Below are 14,617 nucleotides of genomic sequence, written 5' to 3'. Positions count from 1 at the left end.
CGCAGAAAGAGTCACTCTGCAGGCGTGTACCAAATTGGAGAGGAATACGCGCGTTCCTGATGCGTAAGCACCGCATCCTCTGGCAGGTCCGCACCAAACCTCAGTTTGTCGTACAGCACCCAACGCGGGGTTGGGATTTCGATGGCGCGCACATAATAAAATGCCCGCGCATCTGGATCGAAATCCGGATCGGCCCAAACCGCGACAAGTTCGGCAGTTCCAATTGTGTTGGTCCAACTGGCGGTATCTATGTCCACAGTATTCCCAACGGCTGGGATCTTGCCACTTTGATCGGCAACGCGGTCATCCGACCAAGCCACATCGTAGACTTTCTCTTGCAATGCGCCTTCAGAATCGAGCCAACCTTTCACCACCTGAACGCGATCCAGATTAGCACCAACTGGATCGCGCAGAGCGGCAATCAGGAACTTGGGTGCACCTTCACCTTTACGAGGTCGCAAGTCCGAGCCCATCGGAACGCCCTTGGTATACCCTACATCCGCAAGGAACCTGGTTTCGATATCAGAGTCACTGAAATCCCATCCGCCAAAGAACCGCAGTCCGATCCTGGGGCCGGTTGTTGCATAAGTCTCGCGTCGCTTGAACGCATCGAAAATCGCAGTGCGCGTATTCTCGGTGGCCCAAACCGCAGTGTATCCCGATGCAACAAGAAGGTCGCCAGGAATCTCACCAAGATCATTGGCGATGAAAGGATGATTGACCCGTGAGGAAGAGGGTTCAACACTAACGGATTTTCCAAAAAAGTTGTCTTCTTCGGCAGTCGCCAAAGAAGTATGGCTATCGGTTGCACCGCCCATCCCGAACTTATATGGATTCACGCCGAACTTCTCTTCCAACATCAGGCCGCGCTTCAATGCTTCTCTGGCATATTCGCCAGCCAGCATATCGTCTGTTTTAAGTTCGGTTATGTCGAGGTTGCCGACGTCCCAGTTTTCGTAATCCGCAAACTCATCCTCAGGACTCAAGAATGGGTGTGCTTCGCCATCGCCCTTGATCTGAGTGACTTCGTAGTGGGGCTCCCATTTCGCGCGCGCAGCCACGTATTCCTCGTCGACCTTGCCGCCGTGGTAGGTATCCTCGGTTGGAAACATCCATCCATTCGATAGGTTTCCGTTATGGGCAAAGGCAACTGCACGCCCCCCCGTTTTTTCCTGGTATTCCTCAAGCCAAGCATAGAGCGCCTTTGGGTCCGTGTCGCCATAGGGTGGTTGCGTCACCGGAGGCACCATCTGAAGCGCCCTGATTGGCCCGTCACGCAGCATAACGTTCCGATGTAAATTGAAACCCTTCGGTACAGAGGTCCACTCGAACCCGATGAAAGCTGTAAAACTGCCGGGGTCGTTATGCTGTTCCGCGGCCAGAACGATTTGTTCCCATGTAAAAGAAAATGCGTCTGCACCCGGGCTGTAAGAATCAAGCAATGTTTCTGGCAGGGTCATTTGCGAGAAATTGGTAATGATATCGAACGCGGCTTTCCCGGCCTCGGCACCACCTGCTTTGTAACCTTCGTACCATTCCAAACCTTTTGGATCAGCAAGAACGCCTGGTTTTCCGGCCTGAAGGTCTGGGGCAAATCCCATCAGGTCAGTGTGGTCGGTGAGGACCATCCAATCCAATGGCCGTGCCAGCCTTACAGATTGGCCTGTTGAAGAAATAACCTGCTCACCCTTTGCAAAACGCCAGGCCTCGTCTGGTAACAGGGTGTTGCCAAAGGCGCCTGCGTCCAATGAAAGTCCTGTGTGAAGATGCGTGTCCCCCCACAGAGGGCGTTCAGGGAAGGTCCTGTTGGCATACGGAGAATAAGGCTGTTCTGAAAACAAGCCTTCAGCAGCCTGTTCGCTAGGAACCGCGTCGGCGAGGACACTCGCCGGCGACAATGCCAATGAGATTAAGCATACAGATTTCCGAAACATAGTGGCCTCCCAAATCAATTTTTACTCGGCGGTGTCGATGAATTACATCGCGGCAATAGAACATTCATATTTTTCTATATCACATCAAATTTCTTTTTTTGAAAAATTCCTAGCTCACGGTCTTGTCGCAAGGATTCCAGTCGGAAAATCGGCTGAAGAAACCCACCTGAAACGAAACACTGGCGTCGGAGAGATGCGGCTTCGAGGACCCATAGATCCCATTGCGGCTTCCCAGAAGCAGACATTGAAAAGCGTTTGTTGAAGACTGAACAGCTCAAGGCGCAGCAAAGAGTAGATTATACTCAGGCGCAGTCGCAGACTTATCTGAGAAACATACGCATTTCCCCATTTTCGAGAACAACAGAATAACGAGAATCATGCATTGCGGTTTGAAGCATGGCATGAGCCAGTTCAACGGATGTCACGCCGATGGACGGCACCAGCCTTTGGAGCGGTTTTAAGAGGTAGTTGGTCGCAGCCCGAAGCGGACATTTCCAACCAAACCTTGGAAATCCCAATAACGGGACGGACCCGACTTTTGCTCAAGCAGCCATTGCTGACGCAGCATTCGTTCGCGGGAGCAGCACGAATAACGCTGCGTTGCAACTAACGTCGCCAGAACGGTCATTCTCGGCCGCGGTGAAGCGCAGGTCAAAAGCCGCCTCTTTACTGCAACCAAGGTCGAACATTAACCATTGCACAGGCAAGACCGATGGCGTCGACCGAGCCGCCTTGCAAATCTGGCACTAAATGATCTCAGGTGTTAAATCCTATCGTCAAAACACTAGGGATGAAGTCACGCCATCGGCGCGTTTGGCGATGTTGATTTAGCACAGCCTGAAAGAAAATGTGTCATTGGAACTGAATGCAGTACCGAGGAAACTGTGCAGCCAACAATGTTAGTTCGACGCTTTAAGCCTCGGTCAGGTGTTTCCTGACAGTTGGATCGATCTTATTGCTCTGGATTGGGTATATACCACAAGCGGTTATAGCCTCGCGCGCTGATACACGCTCGTGCAAGCGTTTCCAGATTGTTTTGGCTGCGTAGGGATGCGGGTAAGGGCGCCATGCGACGCCCATAGTCATTCCTCGCAGATACTTCAATTGTTGACGGTGCGCCGAGTACAGGATCGTATTGGCAACGCTGCCTTCGCGCGCGAGCTCGTGTTCAGTCACAAATATCCTGTTTCCCCGCATTGTCACCAAGCCAGCATAGCGCGAAATCTGATGCGTGCTTTTGTCTGGGGATGTGGCAATTTCCCGAGAGCGGATCGTGATAAGCCCTTCAACTTCCTGGATGCGTATTAGCGAGCAGAAGATCTTTCCTTCCCAAGAGGGCGTGCAAAAATATGAATGGTAGAAACCTACGTAACGTCTGAGGTTTTTCTGTTGATCCAGAAAGGGATCCAGAAACGCATCTGTGGGTGTTTTGCCAATTTGTGGCAGGACACCCTTTAGCATGCGTTCAAAGCTTGTTGTTTCCGCGAAGAGTTCAGCCTCGGTCAGATCGAAATGGCGTGCAATGCGGCGCATGTTGTGGGCCGAAGGCAGGCTAGAGCCATTCAGGTAACGATTGAACTGCTGTCTGTTGACGCCGATATCGCGGCAAATCTGCGAAATACTGCCGTGTTCTGCACATAAAGACTTTAGGTTTGCAGAAAAATTCTCTGACACAGGCAAAACCTTTCGCGTTCTGACGCTATCTCGCAACAAATAGCATCAATTCACGCAAGATCGCACAATTTGTTTTCCCTGCAAACTGGTTTCTTCTTCAGCATCAGCTCGCAACAAACAAGCCCGCAAATGCCATTTGAAACCATCGAAAACACATGGATCACACTCCCCGATGGGCGGAGGCTTGCTGCGCGTCTTTGGTTACCTGACACCGGTCCAGCCCCGGCTATTCTGGAATACCTGCCTTACCGCAAACGTGACGGCACTGCGCCACGAGATGAAACAACACACACGGTATTTGCTGAAGCGGGCTATGCCTGCATCCGGGTCGACATTGCGGGCACCGGGGACAGCGAAGGGCAATTCGACGACGAGTATTCCGAGCAAGAATTGCGCGATGGTGAGGAGGTCATGGCCTGGATCGCCGCGCAGGATTGGTGCGACGGCCATATCGGGATGATCGGAATATCGTGGGGTGGGTTTAACGGTTTACAACTGGCCTTCCGGAAACCACCAGCTTTGAAAGCGGTGGTCAGCGTTGCCTCGACCGTAGATCGCTATGCGGACGACATTCATTTCATCGGTGGGTGCCTGCTGAGTGACAACATGAACTGGGGCAGCCAGATGTTTGCTTATCTGACCCGTCCTGCTGATCCGGACCATCGTGCGGATTGGCGTGAGGACTGGCTGACCCGGCTGCAAAACGTACCATTCTCAGCCGCAGATTGGCTGCGCCACCAGACGCGAGATGCATTTTGGCGGGACGGCTCGGTTTGCGAGGATTGGTCCGCGATCCAAACCCCCGTTTTGGCCATCACCGGCTGGGCAGATGCATACGTCAATGCGCCCCCGGCTTTGACGGCCAATCTGACGGTGCCAACCAAGGCCATCATCGGGCCATGGGAACACCGTTATCCTCATATCTCGAAACTCGATCCTGCAGACTTTCATTCCGAAGTGATTGGCTGGTTTGACCGCTGGCTGAAAGGGCAAAAAAATGGGGCCGAGGACCTGCCTGCGTACCGGACATACATGCAGGAACATTTTAATCCGACAGCGCACAATTCTGCCCGGCAAGGTCGTTGGATCGCCGAAACCACCTGGCCGTCGCCGCATGTGTCCGAACAGATCTGGTATTTAGCGCCCGGTGGGTTTTCCCAAGAACCGGCGGCAGGCACGGTCGCAATAGCCTCGCCCAGCCATGTCGGTGGGGAAGGCGGGTATTTCTGTGCAGGCATGCGGATCGACAATGAACTTGCAGGGGATCAGGCAAGGGATGATGCCCTGTCGGTATGTTTTGACAGCGCGCCGCTGCAAGCCCCGTTGGAACTGCTGGGCCGCGCAAAGCTGAGGTTTCGATTCTCGGTGGATCAGCCCGTTGCCCAGCTTGTCGCAAGGCTGTGCGATGTCTCGCCCGAAGGTGTATCGCAGCGCATCAGCTATCGTCCGTTGAACTTGTGCCACTACCGCAGCCACGAAACACCCGAAACCCTGCAACCGGGTGAAATCTATGAGGCCGAAATTGCCCTGAACGAGTGCGCGCATCATCTGCGCGAGGGTCACGTGTTGCGGCTGACGCTGTCGACGTCGTACTGGCCGATCGTCTGGCCAGCACCGCACTCGGCCGAGGTGACATTGCTCTTGAGTGATTGCGCCCTGCATCTGCCAGTGCGCGAAGTAGCGCATGAGATTCAAGCCTCAGAACCCGGCCCGGCGCAGGATTATCCGGTTCTTGCCGCTGAACAATTGCGCCCGCCATCCGCGCAATCCGAGCGCATGGTGACCGACGATGGCCGGGTCGTTTTGGAGACGTTTGATGACTACGGCAAAACGCGTGACCCCTACCATGACCTGATTGTCGGTAGCGATGTGCGCATGCACTACGGCATTCACCCCGATGACCAGGCATCTGCGTGTTTTGAGACCGCCTGGAATTTCACTTTTGAGCGGACGGATTGGCAGGTCGCCATCTCGACCGAATGCCGGATGACCTGCGACGCGCAGAATTTCTACCTTTACCGCAAACTACGCGCCACAGAAGGCGCAGATGAAACCGAAGTTCTGACGAAGGAATGGTCCGAAACCGTTCCGCGCGGACTTCTATGAGCTTAAATCCAAGGGAGGATATTATGAAGATCGAATGGACAAAGGCCAATGTAGGTCGCCGGAAATTTCTGAAAGGCGCAACGGCGCTAGGGGCGGCCACGACGCTGCCGATGGGGTGGGCAGACCGTGCGTTTGCAGCGGATGATGGTGTACTGCGGGTGCGGGCCTATGGCGACGCACAGAACATGGATCCGGCCCATTCCGTTGGTGTCGTCGAGGAGGAGGTTCATGCCTCGATCTACAACAAGCTGATCCAGTACAAACCGGGCGAGGAATGGGGCTGGCAGCTGGATGCCGCCACGATGATCGAGCAGGTCGATCCGACCCATATCAAGTTCGCACTGCGTGACGACATCGGGTTCACCAATGGATTCGGCGCCATGACCGCCGAGGACGTCAAATTCAGCATGGAACGGATCGTGGACGACGCGACCGACAGCCCGAACAAGCCCGATCTGGGGCCTTTCAGCCATGTGGATGTGACCGGTGAGCGTGAAGGCACGATTGTGCTGAACAAACCGTTTGCACCGATCTGGTCGATTGCCCTGCCGTATATTACTGGCAACATTGTCTCGAAAGCGGCGGTCGAAGCCGCCGGTGGCCGGATCGGTGCTGATCCGGTGGCAGAGTCCGGCCCGTATCTGCGTGACAGCTGGTCGCCCAAGGAAAAGACTGTTCTTAAGCGTAACCCCGACTGGAATGGGGATGCCCCCACCTGGGACACTGTCGAAATCTATCCGATTGACGATGAAAACACCGCCGAGATTGCGTTCGAGGCCGGTGAACTGGACGTAACCCGCGTGTCGCTGGGCTCGGTCGAGCGCTATCGCGCCGGGGTTCCCAATGGCGGATCACTGGTTGAGAAACCCTCGCTCTACTATGTCTGGATGGGAATGAATGTTGAACATCCAAAGCTGCAAAATCAAAAGCTGCGGCAGGCGATTCAACACGCGGTGGATGTACCCAGCATTTTGGAGGCTGCATATTTTGGTGCTGCTGAACCAGCAACCGGCATCATCGCACCGGGCCTTGCCGGGCATCGGCCGTCTTCGCTTGTGCCGCCCGCCGCGAATTTTGAGAAAGCGGCGCAATTGCTTGCGGAATCCGGTGAAACCAATGTCACGTTGACCCTCGACACGCTGAACAAGACGACCTTTACGACAACCGCCCAGATCATTCAGGCGACGCTGGCGCAGATCGGGATCACGGTTGAGGTCAACGTTCTGGAATCCGGTGCATTCTGGGCGTCCGGTGACAATGAGAATCTGCAGCTTGTTCTGAACCGGTATTCGATGACTCCGGATCCGTATTATGCCACCTCGTGGTTCACGCCCGAGCAGATCGGCAAATGGAACTGGGAACGCTTTAATAGTCCGGAGTTCAATGAAATTCATGAAACTGCGGCAGCTGAAACGGATATCGCGAAACGGGCGGAAATGTATCAGCGCGCGCAGAATCTGATGGAAGAAAGCGGCGCGTATCGCTTCATCACCCACGAGGCAACGCCGGTCATTCACAGCGCGCGGGTCATTCCTGCTCTGCGGCCAGATGGACTGTCGTTGCTTCGCTATTTCGGCAAGGCGACCTGACCTCCCAAGGTCGAGCAGGTACGGCGGGCGCGTGATGCTCGCCGTGCCAAATTGAACGCCATCAAGCCATAAGGAGCCAGTTGGCCATGCTGAATTTCGCAACCCGTCGCTTCGGGCTGTCGCTGCTCATCCTGTTCGTGGCGGTCACCGTCATGTTCCTGATGATCCGCGCTGTGCCTGGCGATCCGGTCCAGATCATGCTGGGCCCGCGTGCCACGCCCGAGCTTCAGGCCCAACTCACCGCAGCGCTGGGGCTAGATCAACCGATCTGGAAACAGCTTTTGATCTTTTACGGGAATCTTCTTCAGGGTGACCTTGGAACCGATGTCTTTTCGGGTCGTTCCGTGACGGACATCGTGTTCCAGCAATTGCCATACACTCTGGAACTGATTTTTGCGTCGATCCTGTGGTCTGCAAGCCTTGGCATTGCACTTGGTGCCTATGCGGCGGCGCATCCCAACACGCTGATCGACCGGATCGCCGCAGCAATATCCGTTAGCTTCGTGGCTGCCCCGGCCTTTGTTGTCGCTCTTTTAGCGCTGCTAGTATTTGCCGTGCATTTGCAATGGTTTCCCGCCATCGGTGCCGGAGAGGGGTTTTGGGATCGACTGGACCATCTGGTCCTGCCCGCCTTTGCTATCGGCCTCAGCTGGGTTGGCTACATTGCCCGGCTAGTACGCGCCTCCATGCTCGAGGTTATGGGCGAAAGCCATGTACGCACGGCGCGGGCCTTTGGCATCGCCGAACGTCGAGTGGTCATGGTCTATGCGTTGCGCATCGCCATCTTGCCGGTCGTTACCGTGATAGGCGTTGGCATGGGCTTTCTTCTCAGCTCGGCCGTTTTTGCTGAGATTGTCTTTGCCCGACCGGGTCTGGGTAAGTTGGTTATCGACAGCATCACGACCCGCAACTACCCGATTGTCATGGGCTCGGTCCTCATATCAACGGCGCTATTCGTGGTGTCGACGGCCTTGGCAGACCTGATCAATGCGTTGCTCGATCCACGTGCACGCACGGCTCATTGAGGAGAGAGGCACATGGAAAAATCTCGTTCCGAACTGGGTCAGATCATCGTCGGCGTTGCCCGTGACCCGCTTGGCCTTATGGGGTTAATCATCGTCGGTGTAATCGTGTTTTGCGCCATCTTCGCCTATTGGATCGTACCCTATGACCCGATTGCGATGGATATCAAGTCTCGTATGCAAGGTCCGTCTGCTGCGCACCTGCTGGGTACCGACCAGCTTGGCCGCGATACGTTTTCTCGGGTTATCGCCGGGGGTCAGGTCGCGCTCAAGGTGGCGTTGCCCGCCGTGTTCGGCGCGATGGCGATTGGCCTGACGCTGGGCATGATTGCCGGGTATGGGCCGAAATGGCTGGATAACCTTCTGATGCTGTTTTTCGACACCATCAGGTCCTTTCCGACCGTGATGTTCGCGCTGGCAGTTGTTGCCCTGGTTGGGCCCAGCTTGCAGACGGTGGTGTTTGTGGTCATGGCGACCTCGATCCCGACCTATGGGCGCGTGGCGCGGACCCAGACACTGACGTTGCGCAACTCCGAATTTATTCTGGCCGAACGCTCTATGGGGGCCAGCATGGCGCGGATTCTGGGTGTGCATATGCTGCCCAACATCATCGGCGTTCTGGCGGTTCTGGCGGCGATGGATATCCCCACGGTTATCGCGCTTGAGGCTGGCCTGTCCTTTTTGGGACTGGGCGTTAAACCCCCGACACCCAGCTGGGGAGCTTTGCTGAAGGATGGCTATTCGCTGATCCGCCAAACACCGTGGCTGGTGGTGGGCGGGGGCCTGCCAATCATTCTGGCAACGCTTGGGTTCACCTTCCTGGGTGAAAGCCTTCGCGACGTGGTTGACCCGAAACTGAGGAAACAGCGATGACCGACACACTTCTGGAAATCGACCATCTCAGCGTCGACTACGAAACAGGCCGTGGCGATCTTAAGGCCCTGAGGGACATCACTTTCAACGTCAACAAGGGCGAAATCGTCGGTATTGTCGGGGAATCCGGCTGTGGCAAATCCACCCTGATCTCATCCATCCTGCGCCTGACTGCCCCCAATACGCGGTTCCGTGAGGGAGAGGTTCGGTTCAAAGGACAGGACCTGTTGAAGGCGTCCGAGCGCCAGATGCGCGACCTGCGCGGTGCGGACATATCCATTGTCTTTCAGGATCCGATGCAAACGCACAATCCGGTTCTGACCATCGGGCAGCAGATGCTGGACATTCAGCACCGCTCCAAACAGTCAAAGGTGGACAAGTTGACCCACGCGGCCAAGATGCTGGGCGCTGTTGGCATTCCCGATCCCGAAGCGCGCCTGAAGCAGTATCCGCATGAATTCTCGGGCGGGATGCGCCAACGGATCGCCATCGCCATGGCATTGATGTCCGAGCCCGATCTATTGATTGCGGATGAACCTACAACTGCGCTGGATGCAACTCTTGAAGTACAGATCATCGAGCGTCTGCAAGAGCTGCAGCGCGAGTTTCATTGCGCCATCCTGTTCATCTCGCACCACTTGGGAGTGATTGCGGAACTCTGCGACCGGGTGGTTGTGATGTATGCCGGTGCGGTTGTCGAAAGCGGGGACGTGCGAGAGATTTTCCACAATCCCAAACACCCTTACACACGCCGCTTGATCGAGTGTGACCCAGGTCACATCAAGGAACGCGCCCGCGTTTTGCCGACCATCCCAGGTGAAGTGCCCGATCTGGCCAACCTGCCGGGGGGCTGCATTTTCCGGGATCGTTGTGATCAGGCGATGACGCGCTGCGCCACTGAAGTACCGCCATTGGATCAATTGAAAGAAGGCCATCACGCTGCATGCTGGCTGAACCACGAGGAGGTCACATCATGAGCTTGCTGAACGTTGTGGACCTGAACACCAGCTATGGGCCGGTCAATGTGCTGGCAGGTGTCAGCTTTACCGTAGAACCCGGCGAGACCTACGCGTTGGTAGGTGAAAGCGGTTCTGGCAAAACAACCGTTATTCGTGCCATTGCTGGGCTTGCACCTGCGCAAGATGGCTCGGTTACTTTTGAGGGTCAGGAAATCCGCGGAGCGCCGGAAAGTGTCATGCGCCCCCTGCGCAAAGATATGGCAATGATGTTTCAAGACCCAGTCGGAAGCCTGTCGCCACGCCTGACAATCCGCAGTCTGATCACCGAACCCTATCGCATTCAGGGCATGAAGGATCGCGATCTGGATGCCGAGGCGAAGCGCCTGTTGGAAATGGTCAACCTGTCCACGCATTTTGCGGATCGTTACCCTTATCAGCTGTCAGGTGGTCAGGCACGGCGCGTGGGCGTGGCACGAGCGTTGGCGTTGGAACCCAAGCTGATCCTTGCGGATGAGCCGACCGCAGGCCTCGATGTTTCGGTACAGGGCGAGTTGCTGAACTTGCTCAACGATCTTCGCGAACGGCTGGGGCTGGCGATGGTGATCATTACCCATAACCTCAGCGTCGTGCGCCACGTGGCCGACAGAATGGGCATCATGTATCTGGGCCGTTTGGTCGAGGAAGGCTCAACCGAGACGATTTTCAACGATCCGCGCCATCCCTATACGCGGTGCCTGCTGAGCGCCAACCCAGAGCCTGATCCAGATGCGCGATTGGAACGGATTGCCCTCAAAGGGGAACCACCCAGCCTGCTCAAACGGCCTTCGGGGTGCGAATTCCGCGAACGCTGCCCCTTTGCCAAGGATATCTGCACCCAGACTCCACAATGGGAAGTGGACGGCGACCACGGGCTGCGTTGTCTGGCGCCGTTGTCGTAGTAGGAAATTCAATGCCAAGCACACTCTATTTTAATGGCACAATCCTGACGATGGATGGGCAGAACTCGTCACCAGAGGCGGTTCTGACTGAAGGAAACCGAATTCAGGCAGTGGGCACTGAGGCTGATCTGCGCGTACGCATGACGGCGGACTCTCAGGAATACAACCTTCAGGGTCGTACTTTGATGCCCGCGTTTATTGACCCACACGGGCATTTTCCGGATCCGGGGTTTATCCGTCTGTTCCGTGTTAACCTGTCGTCACCTCCGTTAGGAGATTGTAGCCAAATGGCGCAGGCGCTGGACAGGCTGCGAGAGAAGGCCGACGCAACGCCCGAGGGCGAATGGGTCATGGGGGTGTCGTTCGACAATACGTCCATACTCGAGGGTCGAATGCCGACACGGGCCGAGTTGGACGCTGTTTCACAACGCCATCCGATTTGGGTTATTCATGCGTCCGGACACAATGGTGCAGCAAATTCTCTTGCGCTTGAGAGGCGCGGAGTAAACCGTCAAACCCCCGACCCGGAAGGCGGCCGTTTTGGCCGTGACCCCGAAACCGGAGCCCTGACCGGATTGATCGAAGGGCTATCGGCTATGGGTGAAATGGGCGACACGGACTTCCTGATCGACCGCGAAAGATTTTGGCAGGGCTTTGACGCTTGTCGTGACGAATACCTGTCGCACGGCGTGACCTATGCCCAAAATGCGTGGGCGTCGCAAACCATGTTGGACCACTTTGCCAGCCTGCCGGCAGATCAGGATCCGGGAATTGACATCGAGTTGCTACCCGTTGGAAGCTTGGAGCCAGAGCTAAGTACGCAATGGATCGGCACGCATTGGCCAGGCAATCCGCATTTCACACTGGGCCCGCGCAAACTGTTCACTGATGGCGCCTTTCAGTTGCAAACCGCGTATTTGTCTGCCCCGTATTTCAAGCCGGCCAATCCGGATCACCCTTGTGGGATGGTGTATACCTCGCAAGAACAGTTGGATGCCGACGTCAGCAAGCTTCATAGCCAAGGTTTCCAGATTCATTGCCACTGCAATGGTGATGCCGGCGCAGAGATGTTCATAGATGCAGTGAAAAAGGCACTTATAGTGCACCCACGCCAAGATCATCGTCACACTATTATCCACGGCCAGGCCCTGCGGGACGACCAACTAGAGCGTATGGTTCAGCTTGGACTTACTGTCAGCTTCTTTCCCGCTCATGTGTTTTTTTGGGGGGATCGCCATTACGACACCTTCTTGGGGCCTAAGCGGTCTGAGCGGATATCGCCGGCGGCGTCGGCAGACCGGTATGGCGTGCGATACACGATCCACAATGACGCCTCGGTCACTCCGACGCGCCCGATCCATCTGGCCCATTGTGCAGTAAATCGAAGAACCGTTTCAGACCGCGTGCTGGGTGAGGGTCAAAAAATCAACGTTCTGTCGGCTCTGCGTGCACAGACCATCAACGCCGCTTGGCAGGTATTCAAGGAGGGCCAACGCGGATCAATCGAACCGGGTAAAGTTGCGGACTTTGCTGTTCTTTCGCGCAATCCACTGCACGAACCGGACCGCCTGACAGATACACGGGTGCTCGAAACAATTCGCAACGGCCAAAGTGTATTTGCCGCCGCAGATACCGAACAAGAAACCGAGCACACGAAATGACAAACAAGCGAATTGTGATCGCAGGGTTTCAGCATGAAACCAACTGTTTTGGTGTGACAAAAGCCGGTCTGCACGAGTTTGAAATGGCGGATTCCTGGCCCGGTATGTTGCACGATGGACGGGTTATCTCGGGAACCGAGGGCATGAACCTTCCTATCGCTGGATTTGCCGCAGCAGCAAAGGTGGTGGGGTTTGAGGTCTTTCCGGTACTGTGGTGCTCTGCCGAGCCATCCGCCCATGTAACGGATCATGCGTTCGAAACGATTTGTGCGATGATGTTGAGCGGAATTCGGGACGCAGGGCACATTGATGGCGTCTACCTAGATCTCCATGGGGCGATGGTCACCGAAAGCCTTGCTGACGGTGAAGGAGAAATTCTGCGTCGTGTACGTGAAGCCGTCGGTCCCGAAGTTCCAGTGATCGCAAGTTTGGATCTGCATGCCAATGTTTCCGCCGAGATGGTCGAACAGGCAGACTACCTGTCTATTTTTAGAACCTATCCTCATTTGGATATGGCTGAAACGGGCGCACGATGCGTTCCTGTCCTGCAGCGCTTGTTAGCGGGCGAAACACTATACAAGGCATTCCAAACGGTGCCTTATCTTGTCCCCTTGCATGCACAGCATACAGGTTCTGCGCCGTTCAACGAAATTTATCAAATGCCGGCAAGTTTTGAACAGCAGGAAGTCCTGGCTGAAATTGCTCTTGGTTTCACAGCGGCGGACTTCCCCGACACCGGCCCGTCTTGCGTTGTCTACGCATCCAAAGCCGAGAAAGCCGCCGCTGTCGCTGAAGAAATCGTCAACGTGTTTATGTCCCGGGAAGTCGATCTCGATTGCTCGATGTTATCTCTGGAGGAAGCTGTTTTGACATGTCGTCAAAGGCGGGAAAAACCCGTTGTCCTAGCAGATGTCCAAGACAACGCTGGTGCCGGTGGGACCTCAGATACTACAGGGTTGCTGGCGGCACTGATTGAGGGCGGGACGAAAAATGCATTGATGGGTTTGTTCCACGATCCGGAAAGTGCAAAGCAAGCTCATGAAGCCGGTGAAGGTGCATTGGTCAAACTAGCCATCGGCGCAAAGTCCGACTTGGCGGGAAATGTTCCGGTCAAAGCAGAGTTTGAAGTTCTGGCTTTGGGGGACGGCACTTGCCGCTATATCGGCGAAATGTATGGCGGTGGTGTAGCAACACTGGGCAAGACGGCAGCGCTGCGTCTGGTTGGACACGAGGCCGAGATTGATCTCATCGTCACAAGCATACGTAACCAATGTCTGGATCGCGCACATTTCACGCACATCGGGCTGAATCCGACGCGTTATTCGGTGATTTGTGTCAAGAGCACCACACACTTTCGAGCAGACTTCGAACCGATTGCAGGAGATATATTTCCGGTCTCTTCGCCAGGTGCTTTTCTCTGCGACCTGGAAAAAGTTCCTTACAACTGTATAACCAGAAGGTTGCCCTACACTGGCGGCGCTTCATTTAGCCAACACAAAGATATAGGCCCATTGAATTCTGAACATTCCATTCTGAAAGCGTTGCTTCCTTAGTTTTCGAACACAACCGCTTGGCGCTAAATGTTGGAATATCAATTTCGTTCCCCTTTTTCGCTAGCCAGTCATAGAGAACAAACTCGCGATCTGGAGGGTTCTGTTCGGTCACTTGATTGCGTTATAACTATGTAACAGAGGGCGGTCGCCCAGGACGTATTCCCTTGAGTGAGAAAACTTTAACGCAAGCTCAGTTTGTCAGCGACACATAAATTTGATCCTTGTTATTCACTTCAGACATCTTGAATGACCGTTCTATACGCCGCGTGGCAGCGCCAATAATGATGCAGCCGCAGCTATTTTGTCGC

10 protein-coding genes are annotated in these 14,617 nt (G+C 55.3%); 8 read left to right on the top strand and 2 right to left on the bottom strand.

Annotated elements, in window-relative coordinates; genetic code table 11:
- Positions 1-11 precede the first annotated feature (11 nt).
- Together Q0816_RS17770 and Q0816_RS17765 are read right to left on the bottom strand one after the other, a co-directional pair.
- Entirely contained in the window at positions 12-1,934 is a 1,923-nt protein-coding gene (locus Q0816_RS17770) for a DUF3604 domain-containing protein (protein ID WP_298853088.1), read from the bottom strand.
- Positions 1,935-2,846: 912 nt separating this feature from the next.
- The gene (locus Q0816_RS17765; protein WP_058272938.1) at positions 2,847-3,608 is read right to left on the bottom strand and encodes a helix-turn-helix transcriptional regulator; all 762 of its coding nucleotides are present in this window, start codon (positions 3,606-3,608) and stop codon (positions 2,847-2,849) included.
- Between the two features lie 129 nt (positions 3,609-3,737).
- On the opposite strand from Q0816_RS17765, the gene Q0816_RS17760 reads away from it, so the two are divergent.
- The 8 genes from Q0816_RS17760 to Q0816_RS17725 all read left to right on the top strand — a co-directional run bounded on the left by Q0816_RS17760 (position 3,738) and on the right by Q0816_RS17725 (position 14,309).
- Positions 3,738-5,714 (top strand): CocE/NonD family hydrolase, encoded by a 1,977-nt coding sequence (locus tag Q0816_RS17760; protein ID WP_298853083.1) that lies wholly within the window; start codon positions 3,738-3,740, stop codon positions 5,712-5,714.
- Positions 5,715-5,737: 23 nt separating this feature from the next.
- On the top strand, positions 5,738-7,303 hold the full coding sequence (locus tag Q0816_RS17755; RefSeq protein ID WP_298853081.1) for an ABC transporter substrate-binding protein: 1,566 nt from the start codon (positions 5,738-5,740) through the stop codon (positions 7,301-7,303).
- An 86-nt stretch (positions 7,304-7,389) separates the two neighbouring features.
- On the top strand, positions 7,390-8,328 hold the full coding sequence (locus Q0816_RS17750) for an ABC transporter permease (RefSeq protein WP_298853079.1): 939 nt from the start codon (positions 7,390-7,392) through the stop codon (positions 8,326-8,328).
- 12 nt (positions 8,329-8,340) lie between these two features.
- Positions 8,341-9,198 (top strand): ABC transporter permease, encoded by an 858-nt coding sequence (locus Q0816_RS17745; protein ID WP_170400275.1) that lies wholly within the window; start codon positions 8,341-8,343, stop codon positions 9,196-9,198.
- Positions 9,195-10,175, top strand: coding sequence for an ABC transporter ATP-binding protein (locus tag Q0816_RS17740; RefSeq protein WP_298853070.1), 981 nt, complete (start codon positions 9,195-9,197; stop codon positions 10,173-10,175). Before Q0816_RS17745 ends, Q0816_RS17740 begins: the two co-directional genes overlap by 4 nt.
- Positions 10,172-11,095: an ABC transporter ATP-binding protein gene (locus tag Q0816_RS17735; protein ID WP_298853069.1), complete on the top strand. Its 924-nt coding sequence runs from the start codon at positions 10,172-10,174 to the stop codon at positions 11,093-11,095. The genes Q0816_RS17740 and Q0816_RS17735 overlap by 4 nt, the downstream gene beginning before the upstream one ends.
- Positions 11,096-11,106: 11 nt before the next feature.
- Positions 11,107-12,756 (top strand): amidohydrolase, encoded by a 1,650-nt coding sequence (locus Q0816_RS17730; RefSeq protein WP_298853066.1) that lies wholly within the window; start codon positions 11,107-11,109, stop codon positions 12,754-12,756.
- A gap of 14 nt (positions 12,757-12,770) precedes the next feature.
- The gene (locus tag Q0816_RS17725; protein ID WP_298853065.1) at positions 12,771-14,309 is read left to right on the top strand and encodes a M81 family metallopeptidase; all 1,539 of its coding nucleotides are present in this window, start codon (positions 12,771-12,773) and stop codon (positions 14,307-14,309) included.
- Positions 14,310-14,617: the final 308 nt, after the last annotated feature.

This window comes from uncultured Ruegeria sp., assembly GCF_947497005.1.
Classification (GTDB): domain Bacteria; phylum Pseudomonadota; class Alphaproteobacteria; order Rhodobacterales; family Rhodobacteraceae; genus Ruegeria.
This window is presented reverse-complemented; position numbering and strand designations above follow the sequence as displayed.

Excerpts from the sequence above, each read along its gene's own strand:
- Q0816_RS17730 (WP_298853066.1), top strand. The coding sequence starts at position 11,107 with ATGCCAAGCACACTCTATTTTAATGGCACAATCCTGACGATGGATGGG.
- Q0816_RS17750 (WP_298853079.1), top strand. The coding sequence starts at position 7,390 with ATGCTGAATTTCGCAACCCGTCGCTTCGGGCTGTCGCTGCTCATCCTG.
- Q0816_RS17755 (WP_298853081.1), top strand. The coding sequence starts at position 5,738 with ATGAAGATCGAATGGACAAAGGCCAATGTAGGTCGCCGGAAATTTCTG.
- Q0816_RS17760 (WP_298853083.1), top strand. The coding sequence starts at position 3,738 with ATGCCATTTGAAACCATCGAAAACACATGGATCACACTCCCCGATGGG.
- Q0816_RS17745 (WP_170400275.1), top strand. The coding sequence starts at position 8,341 with ATGGAAAAATCTCGTTCCGAACTGGGTCAGATCATCGTCGGCGTTGCC.
- Q0816_RS17740 (WP_298853070.1), top strand. The coding sequence starts at position 9,195 with ATGACCGACACACTTCTGGAAATCGACCATCTCAGCGTCGACTACGAA.
- Q0816_RS17735 (WP_298853069.1), top strand. The coding sequence starts at position 10,172 with ATGAGCTTGCTGAACGTTGTGGACCTGAACACCAGCTATGGGCCGGTC.
- Q0816_RS17770 (WP_298853088.1), bottom strand. The coding sequence starts at position 1,934 with ATGTTTCGGAAATCTGTATGCTTAATCTCATTGGCATTGTCGCCGGCG.